Source organism: Geothrix terrae, from assembly GCF_022808775.1.
Lineage (GTDB): Bacteria > Acidobacteriota > Holophagae > Holophagales > Holophagaceae > Geothrix > Geothrix terrae.
Genome location: NZ_JAKZLA010000004.1, coordinates 356173 through 376014, shown reverse-complemented (window position 1 = coordinate 376014; position 19842 = coordinate 356173). Strand labels below are relative to the sequence as shown.

Below are 19842 nucleotides of genomic sequence, written 5' to 3'. Positions count from 1 at the left end.
CTTCCTGAATGGAATTCTTGTCAAAAAAATGTAGGCCGACACGAATACCGAGACAGACAAGGAAAATGATGGCGGTGGATAGGTACATGGATTCCTGGAGTCGCTAAAGATGTTTCAGAGCCCTAACTTTGAATTGGACGATGGGGGGAGGGTGGTTGGGGGTTCGTCTAGTCCTGGGGTGGGCTGGGCGGGGAGGGGTCGTGCTTGGGGGATTGGGCGAACTGGGAGGAGGGGGTTGCGTGGCGAAAAAAAGGCGATAGATTCGGGTGTCGCTTGGAATTCTGGGGATGGAGACTGGGCAAGGTTAGCGCAATAGGCGGACTGGGGCGATCGGGGTGGGAGCCATGCTGGGGGGAAATAGGCAGACGGGTGAGGGGCGGATCGAGGGGGTGGCGGGGCAGCCTCCGAGGCTCATGGACCAGCTGCGGGAGCGCCTGAGGGTCCGGCACTACAGCCTCCGGACCGAGGATGCCTATGTGGACTGGGCGCGGCGGTTCATCCTCTTCCATGGCAAGCGGCACCCGAGGGACATGGGGGCACTGGAGGTCCAGGCCTTCCTGAGCCACCTGGCGGTGGACCGGCGCGTGTCACCTTCGACGCAGAACCAGGCGAAGGCGGCCCTGCTCTTCCTCTACCGGGATCTGCTGGCGGTGGATCTCCCCTGGCTGTCCGAAGTGGTGCAGGCCAGGCGCCAGCCGCGGCTCCCCGTGGTACTCACGCCCGGGGAGGTGCGCGCGCTGTTCGACCAGATGGAGGGCGGGATGGCCCTGGTGGCGCAGGTGCTGTACGGCACGGGCCTGCGGCTGATGGAGGGGCTGCGCCTCCGGGTGAAGGATGTGGAGTTCGAGCGGCGGGAGATCGTGGTGCGGGACGGAAAGGGGGGCAAGGATCGGGTGACCATGCTTCCGGACCGCCTGGCGGAGCCTCTCCAGGCGCACCTGGAGCGCGTGCGCGCGCTGCATGCCCGGGACCTGGAAGAGGGCTTCGGGGAGGCCCCCCTGCCGGACGCCCTGGGGGTCAAGGGCCCGCATGCGGCGCGGGCCTGGGGCTGGCAGTGGGTCTTTCCGTCGGTTCAACGCTCGGCGGATCCCCGCTCGGGCGTCATCCGGCGCCACCACCTCCACCCGGAGAGCGTGCAGAAGGCCGTGCGGCTGGCGGCCCGGGCCGCCGAGCTGGTCAAGCCCGTCACGCCGCACGTGCTGCGCCACAGCTTCGCGACCCACCTGCTGGCGGCGGGCCACGACATCCGCACCGTGCAGGAGCTGCTGGGGCACAAGGATGTGGCCACCACCATGATCTACACCCATGTGCTGAACCGCGGCGGCCGCGGCGTGGCGAGCCCGCTCGACGGGCTGTGAAGCCCGGCCGCGGAAGGCACGGGAAATGGTACGAACGGTTTCCCATCCGCGTCTTCCGCGCGATCCCCGTCTTCCGCGACCAGTCCCATCGTCCCAGGGCAGTAGGATCATCCCATGCATGTGTCCCATCTGAGGTTCCGGCAGCTGGTGGACGAGGCGATGGCGCTCGTCCCGGAGGAGTTCCGGCCCTACCTGGCGGGGGTGGCGGTGACCATCGAGGACTGGGCGCCGGATGCGCTGCTGGATGACCTCGGTGTGCCCGAGGACGAGACGCTCTACGGCCTCTACTCGGGCCGGGCCCTGACGGAGGGACCGGAGCAATCCGGTGACCTGCCGCCGCGCATCACGATCTATCGGGGGCCCCTTCTGGAGGACTGCCGGGACGAGGACGACCTGAGGCTGGAGATCGCCACCACGGTCATCCATGAGATCGCGCACCACTTCGGCATCGGCGAGGAGCGGCTGGAGGAGCTGGGCTGGGGCTAGGCTGGCCCTAGGCCGCTTTTGCCTTCCGCGGGCTCAGGGGGCCTCGCGATAAACTGGTCTTTCGGGCGCCCGGCGCCCGGCGGGTTGGAGTTCGGATGGTCAAGCGCCTGTGGTCCACCTTCAAGGGCAGCGTTGCCGGTTCCATGCTGGTGGCCAACGTCTTGGCCATCTTCTCGGGCATGATCCCCGTAGCCCTGGTGAAGCTGGCCCTGCCCTTCGGGGCGGTCCGCCGGGGCACGGACCGTCTGCTGAACGGCATGGCCGAGGGCTGGATCGCCGTGAACGGCTGGTGGATGGCCCTGGTGCACCGCATCCGCTGGGATGTGACGGGCCACGAGGGGCTGCGGCGCAAGGGCTGGTACCTGGTGAGCAGCAACCACCAGAGCTGGGTGGACATCCTGGTGCTGCAGAAGGTCTTCCACCGCAAGGTGCCCTTCCTGAAGTTCTTCCTCAAGCGCCAGCTGCTCTACGTGCCGGTGATGGGCCTGGCCTGGTGGGCCCTGGATTTCCCCTTCATGCGCCGTCGCAGCGGCAGCCGGTCGAAGGACCTGGCCACGGCGCGCCGGGCCTGTGAGAAGTTCCGCCAGATCCCCACCTCGGTGATGAACTTCCTGGAGGGCACGCGGTTCAGCCCCACGAAAAAGGCGGCCCAGCAGTCGCCCTACCGGCACTTGCTGAAGCCCAAGACGGGCGGCCTGGCCACGGCGCTGAGCGCCATGGGCGAGCGCTTCGACGCCCTGCTGGACGTCACCATCGTCTACCCCGAGGGCGTGCCCAGCTTCTGGGATTTCCTCTCCGGCAAGGTGAGGCAGGTGGTGGTGCGCGTGCGGGAGCTGGAGATCCCCAAGGACCTGCTGGGCGGCGACTACGAGGGCGACCCCGCCTTCCGCGCCCGCATGCAGGCCTGGCTGCACGAGATCTGGACGGAGAAGGACCACAAGATCGAGGAGATCGTGCTGGGTTTACGGGCGGGCGCCGTGGAAGGACTGAGGTCCTGACCACGCCTTCCCAGGGGCACAAAAGGGGCGCCTGAAACGGCGCCCCTTTTGTGCCATGAGAACGGCTGGCTACCCGTTCACCTTCACGAACTGCTCCATGAAGTCCACGAGGGTCTTCACGTTGTCGACCGTGACGGCGTTGTAGGTGCTGACGCGGATGCCGCCCACGTCGCGGTAGCCCTTGAGGCCCACCATGCCGGCCTTCTTGGCCTCCTTCACGAACTGGTCGTCCAGCTCGGGGGTGGGCAGGAAGAAGTCCACGTTCATGACGCTGCGGTGGGCCTTCTCGGTGACGAAGCCGCGGTAGAAGCCGCTGTGCTTGTCCACGCAGCCGTAGAGCAGCTCGGCCTTCTTCAGGTTGTTCTGCTCGATGGCCTTCAGGCCGCCGATGCTCTTGTTGTAGGCCAGCACGTTGCGCAGGATGTAGATGCCGAACGTGGGCGGGGTGTTGTACAGCGAGTTCTTCTCGGCGTGGATCTTGTAGCGCAGGTAGCTGGGCAGGTCCTGGGCCTCGCACATCTCGAGGAAGTCCTCGCGGATGATGGTGAGCGTGACGCCGCTGGGGCCGAGGTTCTTCTGGGCGCCGCCGTAGATGAGGCCGAAGGGGCTCACATCGAACGGGCGCCACATGAAGTCCGAGCTCATGTCGCAGATGTAGGGGACGTTCCCGACCTTCGGGAACTCGTGCCACTGGGTGCCCTCCACGGTGTTGTTGGAGGTGAAGTGCACGAAGGCGCTGTCGGGGCCGACCTTGATCTCGTCAGCGTGGGGCAGGCGGCTGAACTTCTGCTCCTTGGTGCTGGCGGCCACGCGCACGCGGTCGCCGGCCACGAGCTTGGCCTCCTTGGTGGCCTTCTCCGCCCAGTTGCCGGTGACGATGTAGTCGGCCTTCTTGTCGTTGCGGAGCAGGTTCAGGGGGATCATGCCGAAGCTGAGGTGCGCGCCGCCCTGGAGCAGCAGCACCGTGTAGTTGCTGGGCAGGCCCAGCAGCTCCTTGGTGAGGGCGATGGCCTCCTCGTGCACCGCGTCGTACTCCTTCGACCGGTGGCTGACCTCCATGACGGACATGCCGGTGCCGGCGAAGTCCAGCAGCTCGTCCTGGGCGCGCTCCAGCGCGGGCAGGGGCAGCCCCGCGGGGCCGGCGTAGAAGTTGATCACACGATGGGTCATCGAAATCTCCCTCACAAAGAAACTGATTCACCACGAAGACGGGAAGACCACGAAGAAAAGCAAAACGGTAGGATTTGTTTTCGTGGTCTTCCTGTCTTCGTGGTCAAGATTTTACGCTTTGAAGTCAGACAAGATCGCCACGACTTCGTCGCCGATGCGGCCGAGGTTCTCCTTGGAGCTGGCGCCGAGGTGGGGCGCCATGAAGACGTTGGGGGCGTGGAGCAGGGGGCAGTCCGCCGGGGGCGGGTCGCTGGGCCACACGTCCGTGCCGTAGGCGCGCACCTTGCCGCTGTGCAGGGCGGCGGCGAGGTCGGCATCCACGATGCACTTGCCGCGGCCGGTGTTGATGAGGATGACGCCATCCTTCACCTTGGCCAGGAAGGCGGCATCCACCATCCCCCGGGTCTCGTCGGTGAGGGGCAGGTGCAGGCTGATGACATCGGCCTTGGCGGCCAGCTCGTCCAGGCTGACCAGCTTCGCGATGGGGTGCTCCTTGAGGTAGGGATCGTAGGCGATCACCTCCATGCCGAAGGCCTGGGCGCGCTTGGCCACTTCCGTGGCGATGTTGCCGGCGCCGATGAGGCCCAGGGTCTTCCTGAAGAGTTCGGTGCGCTTCAGCTCGCTCTTGAGGAACTTGCCCTCCTTCATGGAGGTGTGGGCCTCGATGAGGCGCGCGGGGATGGCCACCATGAAGGCCATGGCCATCTCGGCCACGGCCACGCTGCTGGCCCTGGGCGTGTTCATGGCCTTGACGCCCTTCTCGGCGCAAAGCTTCTTGTCCACGTTGTCCATGCCCACGCCGCCGCGGATGACGAGCTTGAGCGCGGGGGCCTGGGCCAGGAGGTCGGCGTCCACCTTGGTCTTGGAGCGGACGAGGAGGACGTTGGCCTGCCCGAGGGTGGCCATGTCGGAGCTGACGGTGCCGAAGGCGGCGAGGCGCTCCGGCAGCTTGGCGTCAAAGGCGTCGGCGATGAGGGTGTGCATGCGGATCTCCGTTCAGCCTTCGTACATCCGGACCAGCAGGCCGGAGCGCAGCTTGGGTTCGAACCAGGTGGACTTGGGGGGCATGACCTCGCCGGCGTCGGCCACGGACATGAGCTGGGTGAGGGAGGTGGGATACAGGGAGAAGGCCACGGCATAGCCTTCCTTCACGCGGCGCTCCAGCTCGTCCATGCCGCGGATGCCGCCCACGAAGTCGATGCGGGTGTTGGTGCGGGGATCGTCGATGGCAAGGATGGGGCCCAGCAGGTTCTCCTGGAGGATGCTCACGTCCAGGCCGCGCACGGGGTCCTCGGCGGGGTAGGTGCCGGGCTTGGCCTTCAGCTCGTACCAGGCGCCGCCGAGATACATCCCGAAGGTCGTGGGGGCCTTGGGGCTGCGGTGGGCGGCGGGGGCGACGTCGAACTTCTCGCGGACCTTGGCCAGGAATGCGTCTTGGGAGAGACCGTTCAGGTCCTTCACCACGCGGTTGTAGTCCATGATCTTCAGCTGGTCGTGGGGGAAGACCACGGCCATGAAGCTCTCGAAGGGCTCGTCACCCGTGGCGGAGGCGCCGGCGGCGGCACGGCGGGCCTGGCCGTAGCGGATGGCGGCGGCGGTGCGGTGGTGGCCGTCGGCGATGTAGAGGGCGGGCACGCCGTTGAACAGGTTCACCAGCTCGCAGATCACGGGCTCGCCGGTGACGACCCACACGGTGTGGCCGATGCCGTCCGGTGTGACCACGTCGTAGACCGGCGGCAGCTTCCGGATGTCATTGACGATGTGATCGATGTAGGGGACGGCCTTGTAGGTGAGGAAGACGGGCTCGGCATTGGCGTTCTGCTCGGTGACGTGCCGGGTGCGGTCGTCCTCCTTGTCCTTGCGGGTGAACTCGTGGCGCTTGATGGTGCCGTTCTCGTACTCCTGCACGGAGCAGAGGCCCACCAGGCCCGCCTGCACATGGTCGCCCATGCGCTGCTGGTAGACGTAGAGGCTGGGCAGGCCCTCGTGCATGAGGGTGCCCTTCTCGATCATCGCCATGAGGTTGGCCACGCCCTTGGCGTAGACCTCGTCCGCGTGGACGTCCGTGCCCGCGGGCAGGTCGATCTCGGGCCGGCCCACGTGGAGGAAGGAGTGGGGATTGCCCTTCGCCAGCTCGGCGGCCTCCTGGGTGTTCACCACGTCGTAGGGCACGGCGGCGACCTGGGCGGCGAGCTCGGGCCGGGGGCGGTAGGCGCGGAAGGGCTTCAGCTGGGACATGGACACCTGCCTGGGAAGGGGGCCCCTCGGGGCCGCACACGCGCCATTATTCCCCGGCGGGTGCCCTTTGAAGACCCCCCATCGCGGGTTTTGACGAAAGTCCCATACCTGCGCCCCGGGAGGCGCGAACTGTCAAATTCCGGGCCGGCCCGCAGACGGGTCCGGATCGCCCTCGGGCCCCAGGGAATCGCTGATCAGGGCCACGTTCAGGAGGAGCTCGGTGAGGGGGGTGTCGATGGTCCGCTCCACCCGGCAGGTCTCCACGAACTCGATGTCCGGGCGGTCCCAGGTGAGGATCTCGTAGACCGCGGGGAAGCCGCTCTGGTCGCGGTAGGCGGCGTGGATCACCTCGCCGCGCTTCAGGTAGAGGAGCCCCATGCCGGCCTGGGACCGGACCGTGAGGGTGCAGGACTTCTGCTCCCAGGCCAGGAGCTGGAGGATGCTGCAAAGGGTGAGGCCCCGGATCACCCCCACGGGCTCGGCCTGGACCGCGGTGCGGATCACCTCCATGAGGTGCCCCAGGCGGAGCGGCTTGGAGAGGATGCGGACGGCCCCCAGGTCCAGGGGGGTGTTCAGGTGCTGGCCCTCGTCCAGCCCGGTCATGACGATGACGGGGATCTGGGGGTAGAGCCGGCCCACCTTGGTGATGAGGTTGAAGCCATCCATGACGGGCATGTCGAGGTCGGTGACCAGCACGTGGACCGCCTCCTGGCGGAGCACTTCCAGGGCCTCCTGGCCGTTCGAGGCCGCGAGGATCCGGAAGCCCTGGAGGCCCTTCAGGCCGGCCCGGTAGAGGCTGAGGGTGGCCCGGTCGTCTTCCACGACGAGCAGGGTGCGCCCAGGGGCGTCGAGGTCGGGACGGGGGCGGGATTGGGCGGCTGGGTTCATGGCACCTGCCCCCAGGATACCGTCACCGGGCCTCCCCCTTGGGAATTTTACGTGCAGGTGTGGGCTCCTTGGCCAGGATGGCCAGGGCTTCGGCGGCGTCCACGGGATGCCGGGCCTCCCAGTCCAGCACCCAGGGGGGCAGCTCAGCATCCTCGTAGTCCCGCACCTTGCGGTGCCAGCTCACGAGAGCCTGCACCATGGCTTCATGGAGGTTCTCGGCCTTGGGCGGGATGTGGCCCTCCCAGATGGGCTCGTGGAAGTACGTCCGCAGGGTGGCTTCGACGGGCTTGCCCCACACGGCATAGGTGCGGTCGAGCGGGCCACCGATGGGTTTCTGGTTGAGGTTCTCCCCGTAGAGGTAGTAGAACACCGCGTCGCCGTCGCTCCAGTGCCGGAGCACCCCGAAGGCGCCCTTGAGCAGCTCGTTCTGGAGGGCCAGGTCCACGGGCTTGTCCGTGCGGAAGTCCCAGGGGCCCACGTGGGCATGGGCCACGCTGGGGTAGCCCACCTCGGTGATCATCACCGGCTTGGGGCCCTTCGCGTCGGCGAAGCGGGCCGAGAGCGTGCGGGCCTTGTAGACGATCCACCACCAGGCGTCGCGGATCTGCTCCGGCGTGGGGTACTCGTCGTACTTGGCGATGGGGTCGTAGGTGTTGATGCCGATGACGTCCAGGCAGTCGCCGAAGGTGAAGCTGTCGTGGCTGTCGAAGTTCACGCTGTAGACCAGCTTGCCGTGGAAGACCTTGCGCACCTCGGCGGCCAGCGCCCGCCAGCGGTCCGGGAAGGCGTGGGTGGAGGCCATCTCGGTGCCGAGGCTGTACCATTCCACGCCGCCCTCCTGGGCCAGGGCCGCCAGGCGCACGTTGAAGTCCGTGTAGTTCTTCCACCACAGGTCCCAGTCGGAGGGCTCGATGTTGCCGCGCCACCAGTCGGCGTTGTCCGCCTCGTCCCGCAGGTTGATGGTGGGGAAGAACATCATGCGCAGGCCCCGGACTTTCGCCTCATGGAAGGTGCGCCGCAGGCTCTCTTCCGTGGGGCTGGAGGTGGGATGCCTCCGGATCTCGTTGCTGTGGCCCGTGTCCATGCGGTAGATGGCCTGGAGGCTCACGCAGGTGGCCCCCGTGGCCGCGATGCGGTCCAGCTCCTCGTGGTAGTCGTAGTCCGGCACGCCGGCGTAGAGCCCCAGCACCATGCCCCGGGGCTGGGGCACCAGGGCCCGCCGCTGCATGCGGCGGACGAACAGCAGGGTGACCGGCAGGCCGAGGATGGCCAGGAAGATGAGGATGCGACGGATCATGCGGAGCGGCTCCAGGATCCAGGTTACAGGTTGGGGAGATGAGACTGGAGTTGAAGTCTGGGCCCCAGACTCCAGAGCTAGGTCCGTTCCACCCGCACCTGCACGATCCGCGTCCCCTCCATCCGCAGCACCGTGAGACGGGCGCCTTCGACGTCCACGGCTTCCTGGGGGTGGGGCACGCGGCCCAGGCGGGCCAGGACGAGGCCGGCCAGGGTGTCGAAGCCGTCCCGTTCCCAGGTGAGGCCCAGGCGCTGGGCCACATCCTCCACATGGGCCTGGCCCGAGACGACGTAGACGCCGGGGGCCTGCACCATCAGGCCGGCGGGGGCCTCGTGCTCATCTTGGATCTCCCCGAAGACCTCCTCCAGCAGGTCCTCCATGGTGGCCAGGCCGGAGAGCCCGCCGAACTCGTCCACCACGATGGCCAGCTGGGTGCGGGTGCGCTGCATCTCGCGCAGGAGGTCCATCACGGGCTTGCTTTCCGGCACGAAGCGGGGGGGCTTGATGAGCGTGGCCAGGGGGGGCTGGTCGCCATCCGGAAGCTGGATGAGGTCCTTGAGCAGGAGCACGCCGCGGATGTGGTCGATGCTGCCTTCATAGACGGGCAGCCGTGAGTGGCGGGTCCGCGTGAAGGTCTGCCAGGCCTCCTGGATGCTGGCCTCCAGGGGAACGGCGGCGATGCGGGTGCGCGGCGTCATCACTTCCCGCACGAGGGTGTCGCCGAAGGTCACGACGTTGCGGATGAGCTCCCGGTCCCCGGCTTCCAGGATGCCTTCGGCCTCGCCCTCCTCGAGGAGCGCGGTGACGGCCTCCTCCGTGGCGTCCTCGGGATCGGCCTCCTTCGCGCGCTCCTCGGAGCGCCGCTCGATGAGCCGGGCCACGGGGTCCACCAGGGGGGCCAGGAGGGGCTGGATGGGCGCGTAGAAGGGGAAGAGGCGGATCAGCCACCGGCCCGGATCGGCGGAGGTGAGGAGGGCGGGCAGGGCCAGGTCCATGCCCCAGAGCCCCGCCAGCACCAGGAGGCCCAGGGTCCAGCCGCCGCCGGGGAGGATGGACCGGAAGGGCCAGAGGAGGCCCAGCAGGATCAGGAAGAGGGCCTTGTTCCAGAACTCCAGGCCCAGGCCCAGGGTCCGGGGCCGCTCCAGGAGCGCCGCCAGGTGCGGATCGCGGATGGTGTCCTCCTCCAGGAGCCGGCGGCGCTGGAGGGAGGGCAGGGCGTGGAAGGCCGACTGCAGCGCCATGGTGGTTCCCCGGTAGAGGAGCACCGCCAGGGCGGCCAGAAGGAGCCAGGATGGGAGGGCGCTGCCGCCGGATTCAGCCATGATTGGATTGATTCTAACGGGTTTCGCCGTCCGCCAGCGGCACTCGCCGCCGATCCCTAGCGGCTCCCGCCGCGGGCCAGGATCAGGCGGGCCAGGTCGGCCTTGGCTTCATCGCTGAGGTGGAGCTTCCGGCGCTCGGCCTCGCGGAAGTATTCCTCCGGATCCCGGCAGAGGCCATCCGGTGTGGGCGGCAGGCCCTTGCGGGCCCGGGCGGCGTTCAGGAAGCCGTAGGGCTCCTTGGCCAGCTCGGGGCTCTGGAGGAAGTGGCGGAAGGTCCACCAGCCGCCCAGCACGAACCAGACGCCCAGCACAGCCACGGCGCGGTGCTGGAGGCGGCGCATGAGGTCCGGCGTCTTCCGCACCTTCTGCCACCAGACGCCGACGGCGAGGTTCAGGGCGATGATGAGGGCCGTCATGGATAGGGTGCCCGTCCAGCCCAGGTCCCCCCAGCCCCAGCCCGTGAGGGCCACCACCGCGGGCGCCAGCAGGACGCTGAAGATCAGGTTGAGGTGCAGCATGTAGAGCAGCAGTGATTCGCGGCTGGCGGCGTCGATGGGGTTGGGACCCTTCCAGCGGGGGCGGACGAGGTCCACGGCGCCCATGAGCGAGCCGCCCAGCAGGATCCAGCCCAGGCGGGCGGCCACGCTGGGCAGGGTGGCATTGGAAATGGCCCCCAGCTCCGCGTAGGTGAAGGCCCCGGACTTGCTGTGCAGCATCCACACGCCGTTCTGCTGGAGCCAGGTGCCCCCCCAGAGCCAGGCGTGCTGGACTGCGGATCCCCAGGCCAGGAGGAGGGCGCCGAGAATGGCCAGTCCGGCCAGGGAGCGGGCCTCGCTCCAGCGCGCCTTTCCGTCCACCTGCATCACCCGGAAGTGCCGGTAGAGGCCCCCCAGGAAGGCCCCGAAGGCGGGGAAGGCGAACCAGGGGAAGAGGGGGAACAGGGCCTGGACGCCGCGGTCGGGGTTGCCGTTGAAGAGGCCGCGGATGGGCAGCCACAGGCCGTCGGCCACGCCGGTGGCCCATAGGGAGGGCGAGACCAGGGGTACGAAGACGGCGAGCGCCAGGGCCAGGGCCGTGAAGACGCGCGGGTTCCGCACCAGCCGCGCGAGGCCCTGGAGGATGAGCAGCGAGAACACGATGCACTGGAGCACGTCGATCTTGAACAGCTCCCGGGCCTTCTGGGCGGTGTTGAGCACGCTCCAGTCGGCGGCCGTGATGCCCGGGGCGTGGAGGGCATAGGCGCAGAGCAGGATGAATCCCAGGCGCCGGGCCGTGTCCGGCCAGAAGGGGCGCAGGGTGCCGTCCGTGCGGAAGGTGGAGATCACCAGGCTGTAGCCGGCGGCCAGGGTGAAGCTGGGCGCCACCAGGCCGTTCAGGTAGTTCAGCCAGTCCGGCCGCAGACCAGCGTGCAGCCAGACATTGACCGCGTGCACCTCGATCATCACGATCACGGCCCAGCCGCGCAGCTGGTCGATCCAGTCGCAGCGCTTGGACGGAGTCAGGTCATCCCAGATGGACATGGACGATTCCTAGCTGGCTTGCTGCCTCATGACGCTGTGCTTCTTCCCGTACAGGAAGTAGATGACGAAGCCGAGCAGTAGCCATGTGATGAGCCGCCACCAGTTCGCCACAGGCAGGGAGAACATCAGCATGAGGCAGCTGAGCACGCCCATGACCGGCACGAAGGGGACCCAGGGGCAGCGGAAGGGCCGCTCGGCCTCGGGGTGCTTCTTCCGCATGATGAGCACGGCGGCGCAGACGATGACGAAGGCCAGCAGGGTGCCGATGTTCGCCAGGTGCAGCAGGGCGTCGATGGGCAGGAAGCCGGCCAGCGTCCCCACGAAGAGGCCGATGAGGATGGTGGACTTCCAGGGCGTGCGGAACTTCGGGTGGACGTCGCCGAAGGTGGCCTTGGGGAGCAGGCCGTCCCGGGCCATGGCCAGGAACACGCGGGGGCCGCTGAGCATCATGACCAGCAGCACCGAGGTGATGCCGGCGACGCCGGCGGTGGCGATGAGGCCCTCGGCCCAGCCCAGCCCCTTCTGCTTGAAGGCGATGGAGACCGGCGCGTTGATGTCGAGCTGGTCGAACTTGACCATGCCGGTGAGCACGGCCACCACGGCGATGTAGAGCACGGTGCAGACCACCAGGGAGACGATGATGCCGATGGGCACGTCGCGCTGGGGGTTTTTGGCCTCCTCCGTGTGGGTGGAGACGGAATCGAAGCCGATGTAGGCGAAGAAGATGATGGCCGCGCCGGCCATGGTGCCGATGGGCGCGCCGCCGCCGTCCACCTGGCCCGCCACGTGGTGGCCGAAGAAGCTGATGCCGGTCCAGCCGAAGGGGGCGAAGGGGTGCCAGTTGGTGGTGTTGATGAAGAAGGCGCCCACGCCGATGACGAAGAGCACGGCCGCCACCTTGATGGCCACCATGGCGGCGTTGAAGGTGGCGCTCTCGTGGATGCCCTTCACCAGCACCGCCGTCACCAGGGCCACGATGAGGAGGGCCGGCAGGTTCATGGCGGCGCCCGTGGAGGCGAAGTGCCCCGTGGCGGGATCGTACTTCCAGGGGGATTCGCTCAGCAGCTTGGGCACGTGGATGCCGATCTTGCTGACGGCGCTCTGGAAGTAGGCGGACCAGCCCGTGGCCACCGCCGCGCTGGAGACGCCGTACTCGAGGATGAGGTCCCAGCCGATGATCCAGGCGAACAGCTCGCCGAGCGTCGCATAGGCGTAGGTGTAGGCCGAGCCGGCCACGGGCACCATGGCGGCGAACTCGGCATAGCACAGCGCCGCGAAGATGCAGGTGATGCCGGCGATGACGTAGGAGAGCATCAGCGAGGGGCCCGCGATGTTGTGGGCCGCGGCCCCGGTGGCCACGAAGATGCCCGCGCCGATGATGGCGCCCACACCGAGGGCCGTGAGCTGGATGGGGCCGAGGACGCGGCGGAGGCGGTTCTCGCCCTTGGCCTCTTCCAGGAGCAGGGCCAGGGGCTTGCGGGCGAAGGCCTGGGAGGTGGAGGGGGATTCGGTCGACATGAACAACACTCCATGCGATCCGGGACGGGGGCCCGGAAGGGGATTCCAGGGATGATGGGCCAAGGGCTTCCGGCGATCCTAGCACCGAAATACATTCCGTTAAGATGCCTCCCATGCTCCCGGCCACCCTCCGATCCCGCCTCGCGCAGGCGCGGATGTCCCTGCTCCTGTGCCGGGGCTGCCTGGGGCCCGTGGGCCCGGAAGCCGAGGCTGGCCTCTGCGCCCGCTGCTGGCAGGGTCTGCAGCCCCTTCCCGAAGGACGCTGCCTCCGGTGTGCCCTGCCCCACGCGGAAGGTCCCTGCCCGGAGCCGGTGGCCTGGGAGCTGGGTGATGCCCTGTGGGACTACCACGGCGGGCGTCCGCCCTTCGGGGCGCTCGTGCTGCCGGACATCAAGCGGGGCGAGATGGGATGGCGGAGGGCCCTCCTCCGGCGCCTCGGCCTGGCGGCCCTGCCGGATTGGGTGCAGGAGGTGGACCAGGTGACCTCGGCCCCCAGCGCCCTGCCACGCCGCCTGTGGCGGGGGTTCGACCTGGCCGCCGAGGCCGGGCGGGTGGTGGCGGATCGCACCGGTCGCCCCTACGAGACCCTGTTGGCCAAGGGCTGGTGGCGCGGGCGCCAGGCCACGCGCACGGAGAGCGCCCGGCGCCGCCTGCCCCGGAAGGCCGTCACGTTGCGGCAGGGCGCCGCCCCGCGGGGGATCGTGCTGCTGGTGGACGACGTGTGGACCACCGGCACCACGCTCCTCCGCTGTGCCCAGGCCCTCAAGGACGGCGGGGCGGACGAGGTGCGGGTGCTGACACTGTTCCGGGCGATGTAGTTTTCAGCTATCAGCTATCAGCTATCAGATGTCAGTGGCTGGCCAGGGGGTGCCGCATGGGCGTGGTGCTCCGGGCGGCGCGGAGGTAGGAGGCGGGCCAGGGGGTTTCCGCACCCAGGGCCTGGGCGGCGTGCAGGGGCCAACGGGGGTCGCGCAGGAGCTCGCGGCCCAGCAGCACCAGGTCGGCGGATTCCTGGGCCAGGATCTGCTCCGCCTGCTCGGCGCCGGTGATGAGGCCCACGGCGCCCGTGGGGAGGCCCGTCTCGGCGCGGATGCGGGCGGCGAAGGGCACCTGGTAGCCGGGGCCCAGCGGGATCTCGGCGCGGGGCACCAGGCCGCCGGAGGAGCAGTCCACCAGATCCACGCCGAGGTCCTTCAGCTCCTTGGCCAGGGCCACGGACTGGTCGAGGGTCCAGCCGCCCTCCACCCAATCGGTGGCCGAGATCCGCGCGAAGAGGGGCAGCTCCTCGGGCAGGATGTTGCGCAGGGCGCCCACCACCTCGCGGACGAGGCGCGTGCGGTTCTCGAAGGAGCCGCCGTAGGCATCGGTGCGGTGGTTCGACAGGGGTGACAGGAACTGGTGCAGCAGGTACCCGTGGGCGGCGTGGACCTCGATGACCTGGAAGCCCGCGGCCACCGCGCGGCGGGCCGCGTCCATGAAGGCTTCGATCACGGCCAGGATTCCGGGTTCATCGAGCGCCGTGGGCATGGTCCAGCCCTCGTCGAAGGGCAGGGCACTGGGGGCCACGGGCGTCCAGCCACCCGCCGAGGCGGTAAGGCTCCCGCTGCCCTTCCAGGGGGCCGGGTTCGAGGCCTTGCGTCCCGCGTGGGCCAGCTGGATGCCCGGCACCGCGCCCTGCGAAGTGATGAAGCGTGCGATGCGGGCGAGGGCCTCGGCCTGGTCCTTGTTCCAGAGGCCCAGATCGTCCGGGCTGATGCGGCCCTCGGGCACCACCGCCGTGGCCTCCGTGATCACCAGTCCCGCGCCCCCCTGGGCCAGGCCGCCCAGGTGCACCAGGTGCCAGTCGTTGGCCAGGCCGTCCGTGGCCTGGTACTGGCACATGGGGGAGACCGCGATGCGGTTGGGCAGCGTGATACCGCGGAGCGTGAGGGGTTGGAAGAGGCGGGTCATGGGACCTCCGGGACCTTCGAGCCTACCTGAGGCGGGAGGGGTTTGATGACCCCTCCCGCCGTGCGAAACCTACATCCGAAGGGCCTTGCGCACCTCGGCCTCCAGCACCCCCTCCCGGATCTCCGCCAGGTCGTAGCGGACGCGGGTCATGGGCTTGGTGACCTTGAGGACGCGGGTAAGGTCGATGGGGGTGCCGCTGAGCACCACGTCGCAGGGGGTGGCCTCGATGGTGGCCTCCAGATCCTTCACCTGCTGGTCGCCGTAGCCCATGGCGGGCAGGATGCCCTGGGCGTTGGGATACTTGCGGTAGGTGGCGGCGATGGAGGCCACGGCGTACGGGGTGGGATCCACGATCTCGTGGGCGCCCACGGCCTTGGCGGCCACCACGCCGGCGCCATAGGTCATGGAGCCGTGGGTGAGGGTAGGCCCGTCCTCGATGACGAGGGCGCGCTTGCCCTTCACGAGCTCCGGGCGGTCGCAGGTGACGGGGCTGTGGGCGCGGATGACGCGGGCCTTCGGGTTCACCCGGGCGGCGTTGTCCTCGATGGCCTTGATGTCGGCCTCCTTGGCGCTGTCGCACTTGTTGATGAGGATGATGTCGGCCATGCGGAAGTTGGCCTCGCCCGGGTGGTAGGCCATCTCATGGCCGGAACGCAGGGGATCCGCGACGCAGAGGTGCAGGTCGCTCTTGTAGAAGGGCAGGTCGTTGTTGCCGCCGTCCCAGAGGATGACGTCGGCCTCCTTCTCCGCGCTGCGGATGATCTGCTCGTAGTCCACGCCGGCGTAGACCACGAAGCCGTTGTCGATGTGGGGCTCGTACTCCTCGCGCTCCTCGATGGTGCATTCGTGCTTGTCCAAGTCGCCGTAGTCCGCGAAGCGCTGGCAGGCCTGCTTGGCCAGGTCGCCGTAGGGCATGGGGTGGCGGATGGCCACGACCTTCTTGCCGAGCTTCTTCAGGATGTTGCTGATGTAGCGGGTGGTCTGGCTCTTGCCGGCGCCCGTGCGCACGGCGGTGATGCCGATGACGGGCTTGGTGGACTTGATCATGGTCTTGTCCGCGCCCAGCAGCTCGAAGTCGCAGCCGTGCGCGATGCAGAGGCTGGCCAGGTGCATCACCGTGGCGTGGGTGACATCCGAATAGGAGAAGACGGCCACATCCACCTTCTCGCGGTGGATGAGGTCCACCAGCTCCGATTCGTCCAGGATGGGGATGCCTTCCGGGTAGAGCTTCCCGGCGAGCACGGCCGGGTAGCGGCGGCCCTCAATGCCCGGGATCTGGGTGGCGGTGAAGGCCACCACCTGGTACGCGGGGTTGTCCCGGTACACGGTGTTGAAGTTATGGAAGTCGCGTCCGGCGGCTCCCAGGATCACCACGCGTCGTGCCGACATGACACAAGCCTCTCGGTCCAGCGGTGCGCCGACACGCTCGGGGGTGGCAGTCCTGGCGGCACCGCGACGGAAGGAGGATAGCCGTCCCGGGAGGTGGTTGAGAACAGGAAGTGGCTTGAATCACACCGCACGGGAAGGTCTATGCTTCTTCCATGCCCATTCCAGCCTCCCTCTCGGCCTTCCTCCGCCGGTGGCGCCGGTTGATCCTCGTGCTGGCGGGAATCTACGCGCTGTGGGTCCTGGCGGGCTTCTTCCTGATTCCGGCCCTGGCGAAACCCCGGATCGAGCGGGCGGCCACCCGGGCTCTGAAACGCCCTACCACCCTGGCCCGGCTGCGGTTCAACCCCTTCACCTTCGGGGTCACCGTCGAAGGCCTGCGGGTGGCCGAGCGGGGCGGCGGCGACTGGATCACCCTCCGGCGCGCCTATGTGAATCCCTACGTCTGGCGGCTCCTGCGCCACACGGTGGGGTTCGCGATCATCGAGGTCGATGGCCTCACCGTCCGGACGGCCCTGGACCCCGAGGGACGCCTCAACTTCCAGGATCTGCTCGAAGAGGAGCAGAAGCCGGGCACTCCCGCCCAGGAGGCGCCACCTTCGGCCTGGATCCTGGATGTCCGCCGCTTCCAGCTCCAGGACGGGCGGGTGGAGTTCACGGACCGGTCCGCCTCGGCCCCCTTCCATTCGGAGCTGGGGCCCATCGCCTTCCGCCTGGACAACCTGCGCACCGAGGTGGGCCATCGCAGCGGCGTCTCCCTGGAGGCCTGGACGGAGGCCAAGGAGCACGTGGCCTGGAAGGGGGACCTGGGCTTCCAGCCCTTCGCCTCCAAGGGCACCCTGCTGCTGGAGAACCTGTCGCTGCCCAAGTACCGCCCCTATGAGCAGGAGCAGGTCTCCAGCGAGATCCGCAGCGGCACGGGCACCGTGCGGGCCCAGTACCGCTTCGAGTGGTCCAAGGGCCGCCACGTCGCGGAACTGTCGGGGCTGGATCTCAGCGTGAAGGACCTGAAGATCGCCGAGCGCGGTGTCGCCGAGCCCGCCATCGAGCTGCCCTCGCTCGAGGTCAAGGATGGCAAGGCCGACCTGCTGGTGCCCTCGGTGGTACTGGGCTCCATCACCGCCGAGCAGGGCATCCTCCGGGTCCAAGCCGCCAAGGATGGCGCCCTGAACGTGGTGCGCCTCCTCGCGCCGCCCACGCCCAAGGAGAAGAAGAAGGACGAGAAACCGCTCCAGCTCCTGATCCGCGACCTGGCCCTGAAGGGCTTCCGGCTCGGGTGGGAGGACCTGGGCCCGGTGCGCCCCGTGAAGGTGGAGGCCACGGACGTGAACCTTCGCTGGCAGGATCTGAGCCTGGATCCCAAGGCCAGCAGCCAAGCTTCGCTGGACCTGAAGCTGGGTACCGGCTCCCTCAAGGTGGAGGGCCGCCTGGCGCCCTTGAAGGCCACGGGCGACCTCCAGCTGAAGGCCGAGGGGTTGGAGTTGGCACCCTGGGATCCCTACCTGGACACGGCCCTGGACCTGCGCATCGCCTCCGGGAAGCTGGGGGCCGACGGCCGCGTGCGCTTCGCCTTCGAGGGCCGCAAGACCGACGGGATCTCCTATCAGGGCGCGGCCTCCGTGCAGTCCCTGGAGGCCCGGGATGCGGGCCTGAACGAGCCCTTCGTGCGCTGGAAGGCGCTGCGCCTGACCGGCGCGGACATCCGCACGGCGCCCATGTCCGTGGCCATCCAGGCCGTGGACTGGACCGAGCCTGAGGGCCGGCTGGTGATGCAGCCGGACGGCAGCACCAACGTGGCCCGGGCCCTGCGCCTGGCTCCCGAGGGCAAACCCCCGGCCGTCACCGCCGCCGTGGTTCCCGCCACCCCCGCCGCCGCGCCGGACCTGGCCATCGCCAAGCTCGCCATCGCCGGCGGGCGCCTCAGCTTCATCGACCGCTCCGTGCAGCCCAATGCGGCCCTGGTGCTCAGCGACCTGGAGGGCAGCTACCTGGGCCTCTCCGGCCATCCCGACGCGGTGTCCAAGGTGGATTTCAAGGGCCGGGCCGGGGGCCTGGCGCCCATCACCATCACGGGCCACGCCATGCCCCTGCGTCACGACCTGGACACGGACGTGGCGCTGAAGATCCTGGGTGCCGACCTCACGGACTTCACCCCCTACACGGGCAAGTACCTGGGCTACACCGTGCAGAAGGGCAAGCTGGACGTGGACGCCCGCCTGCGCATTGACCATCGGAACCTGAAGTCCGAGAACGCCGTGAAGCTCGACCAGTTCTACCTGGGGGAGAAGGTGCAGAGCCCCGACGCCACGGGCCTGCCCGTGAAGCTGGGCCTGGCGATCCTGCGCGACCGGCGGGGCGTCATCGCCTTCGACCTGCCCATCGAGGGCAACCTCGACGATCCCGACGTGAAGTACGGAAAGCTCGTGTGGAAGGCCATCTTCAACCTACTGGGGAAGATCGCCACCTCACCCTTCACGCTGATCGGCAAACTCTTCGGCGGCGACTCCGGCGACCTCAGCAGCCTGGCCTTCGCGCCGGGCTCCAGCACCCTGGACACCGCGGGCACCGCCAAGCTCCAGGCCCTGGCGAAGGCTCTCCACGAGCGGCCGGAGCTGCGCCTTGAAGCCGAGGGCGCCGTGGACGAAGGCCAGGACGGCGGGGCCCTGCGCAAGGCGTCGCTCGAAGCGCTGCTGCGCCGCACCCGGGCCCAGGGGCTCAAGGCGGAGGACGCCCCCGTGCCGCCCGGCGAGCGGGAGCGCTGGCTCAAGGCCGCCTATGACGCCGCCTTCCCCGCGCCCAAGCCCGCCAAGGGCGAGAAACCCGCGCCGCCCCCGCCCCCTGCGGAGATGGAGCAGCGCCTGCTGGGCGTCCAGAAGGTGGATCCCACGGACCTGGCCCAGCTGGCGGACGCCCGCGCCAAGGGGGTGCTCGGCTGGCTGCTCGACACCGCCAAGGCCGATCCGACGCGGGTCTTCCAGGTCCGCACCGGCCAGGCCAAGGGTGCCGCGGTGGCGTTCACGCTGAAATAGCGCCGCTCTCCGATAGGGGCGGCCTCAGCTTCCGGGGGCTTCCAAGGGGCGCTCCCGCAGGCCATGCACGCGGTCGAACAGGGCCTGGATGAGCGGAAGGTCCGTCTCCAGGTTCCCGGTGGGGTGGAACACGGGCATCAGCCGGATCACGTGGTCGCGGAAGTCGAAGCCCACAGGCCAGATGGGCACGTCGGCCGCCGTCGCGATCCAGTAGAAGCCGGATCGCCACTGGCTCGCGCCCTTGCGGGTGCCCTCGGGCGCCAGGGCCAGCAGGAGGGCGGGGACGCCCTCGAAGGCCTTCACGCAGGCATCCACCACCCCGTGGCGCACCTGCCGGTTCACGGGAATGCCGCCCAGCCAGAGGAAGAAGCGCCTGAGGGGGGTCTGGAAGAGGGAGTGCTTGCCCAGCCAGGACACGCGCAGCTCCAGGGCGAAGACCACCGCCACGCCCACCACGAAATCCCAGTTCGAGGTGTGGGGGGCCACGATGGTGGTGAACTTGGGATCCTCCGGGAAGGCCCCCTCGATGCGCCAGCCGCCCAGGCGCAGGTAGGCCCGCCCAAGGGCCCGCCACAGCCAGCCCCGGGGTTGGCGGAGGGCTTCAATGGGGACTGGGTAGGGTGTGGGCTGGTGCAAGCGATGCCTCGGGAGAGCTGGGACTGGGTCTGCTGTGAGATGGGGC

16 protein-coding genes are annotated in these 19842 nt (G+C 68.8%); 5 read left to right on the top strand and 11 right to left on the bottom strand.

Features of this window, described 5'->3' with window-relative positions; genetic code table 11:
* Positions 1-413: 413 nt before the first annotated feature.
* The 3 genes from MLE42_RS10480 (at position 414) to MLE42_RS10470 (ending at position 2842) form a co-directional block, all read left to right on the top strand.
* Positions 414-1358: an integron integrase gene (locus MLE42_RS10480; RefSeq protein ID WP_243287827.1), complete on the top strand. Its 945-nt coding sequence runs from the start codon at positions 414-416 to the stop codon at positions 1356-1358.
* A 114-nt stretch (positions 1359-1472) separates the two neighbouring features.
* Positions 1473-1844, top strand: coding sequence for a metallopeptidase family protein (locus MLE42_RS10475; protein WP_243287826.1), 372 nt, complete (start codon positions 1473-1475; stop codon positions 1842-1844).
* Between the two features lie 95 nt (positions 1845-1939).
* The gene (locus tag MLE42_RS10470) at positions 1940-2842 is read left to right on the top strand and encodes an acyltransferase (protein ID WP_243287825.1); all 903 of its coding nucleotides are present in this window, start codon (positions 1940-1942) and stop codon (positions 2840-2842) included.
* A gap of 69 nt (positions 2843-2911) precedes the next feature.
* Here MLE42_RS10470 and serC read toward each other — a convergent pair whose 3' ends face one another.
* The 8 genes from serC to MLE42_RS10430 all read right to left on the bottom strand — a co-directional run bounded on the left by serC (position 2912) and on the right by MLE42_RS10430 (position 12795).
* Positions 2912-4012 carry a 3-phosphoserine/phosphohydroxythreonine transaminase gene (serC, locus tag MLE42_RS10465; protein ID WP_243287824.1) on the bottom strand — a complete coding sequence of 367 codons (1101 nt, stop codon included), beginning with the start codon at positions 4010-4012 and terminating at the stop codon, positions 2912-2914.
* Positions 4013-4123: 111 nt separating this feature from the next.
* Positions 4124-4996 carry an NAD(P)-dependent oxidoreductase gene (locus MLE42_RS10460; protein WP_243287823.1) on the bottom strand — a complete coding sequence of 291 codons (873 nt, stop codon included), beginning with the start codon at positions 4994-4996 and terminating at the stop codon, positions 4124-4126.
* A 12-nt stretch (positions 4997-5008) separates the two neighbouring features.
* A complete protein-coding gene (locus tag MLE42_RS10455) occupies positions 5009-6250 on the bottom strand; it encodes a DUF1015 domain-containing protein (protein ID WP_243287822.1) in 1242 nt (413 codons plus the stop codon).
* Between the two features lie 132 nt (positions 6251-6382).
* A complete protein-coding gene (locus tag MLE42_RS10450) occupies positions 6383-7138 on the bottom strand; it encodes a response regulator (protein ID WP_243287821.1) in 756 nt (251 codons plus the stop codon).
* 22 nt (positions 7139-7160) lie between these two features.
* Positions 7161-8435: a glycoside hydrolase family 113 gene (locus MLE42_RS10445; RefSeq protein ID WP_243287820.1), complete on the bottom strand. Its 1275-nt coding sequence runs from the start codon at positions 8433-8435 to the stop codon at positions 7161-7163.
* A gap of 77 nt (positions 8436-8512) precedes the next feature.
* A complete protein-coding gene (locus MLE42_RS10440) occupies positions 8513-9757 on the bottom strand; it encodes a hemolysin family protein (protein WP_243287819.1) in 1245 nt (414 codons plus the stop codon).
* Positions 9758-9813: 56 nt separating this feature from the next.
* The gene (locus tag MLE42_RS10435; RefSeq protein ID WP_243287818.1) at positions 9814-11277 is read right to left on the bottom strand and encodes a heparan-alpha-glucosaminide N-acetyltransferase domain-containing protein; all 1464 of its coding nucleotides are present in this window, start codon (positions 11275-11277) and stop codon (positions 9814-9816) included.
* Positions 11278-11286: 9 nt separating this feature from the next.
* Complete coding sequence (locus tag MLE42_RS10430; RefSeq protein WP_243287817.1) at positions 11287-12795, bottom strand: amino acid permease; 1509 nt, start codon at positions 12793-12795, stop codon at positions 11287-11289.
* Positions 12796-12908: 113 nt separating this feature from the next.
* Between MLE42_RS10430 and MLE42_RS10425 the strand changes: the two genes are divergently transcribed.
* A complete protein-coding gene (locus tag MLE42_RS10425; RefSeq protein WP_243287816.1) occupies positions 12909-13613 on the top strand; it encodes a ComF family protein in 705 nt (234 codons plus the stop codon).
* Positions 13614-13644: 31 nt separating this feature from the next.
* On the opposite strand, the gene MLE42_RS10420 is transcribed toward MLE42_RS10425, so the two are convergent.
* Positions 13645-14745: an NADH:flavin oxidoreductase/NADH oxidase gene (locus tag MLE42_RS10420; RefSeq protein ID WP_243287815.1), complete on the bottom strand. Its 1101-nt coding sequence runs from the start codon at positions 14743-14745 to the stop codon at positions 13645-13647.
* A 69-nt stretch (positions 14746-14814) separates the two neighbouring features.
* A complete protein-coding gene (locus MLE42_RS10415; RefSeq protein ID WP_243287814.1) occupies positions 14815-16134 on the bottom strand; it encodes a cyclic 2,3-diphosphoglycerate synthase in 1320 nt (439 codons plus the stop codon).
* A gap of 152 nt (positions 16135-16286) precedes the next feature.
* On the opposite strand from MLE42_RS10415, the gene MLE42_RS10410 reads away from it, so the two are divergent.
* Positions 16287-19160, top strand: coding sequence for a DUF748 domain-containing protein (locus MLE42_RS10410; protein WP_243287813.1), 2874 nt, complete (start codon positions 16287-16289; stop codon positions 19158-19160).
* Positions 19161-19184: 24 nt separating this feature from the next.
* On the opposite strand, the gene MLE42_RS10405 is transcribed toward MLE42_RS10410, so the two are convergent.
* Positions 19185-19796 (bottom strand): 1-acyl-sn-glycerol-3-phosphate acyltransferase, encoded by a 612-nt coding sequence (locus MLE42_RS10405; RefSeq protein ID WP_243287812.1) that lies wholly within the window; start codon positions 19794-19796, stop codon positions 19185-19187.
* Positions 19797-19842 lie beyond the last annotated feature (46 nt).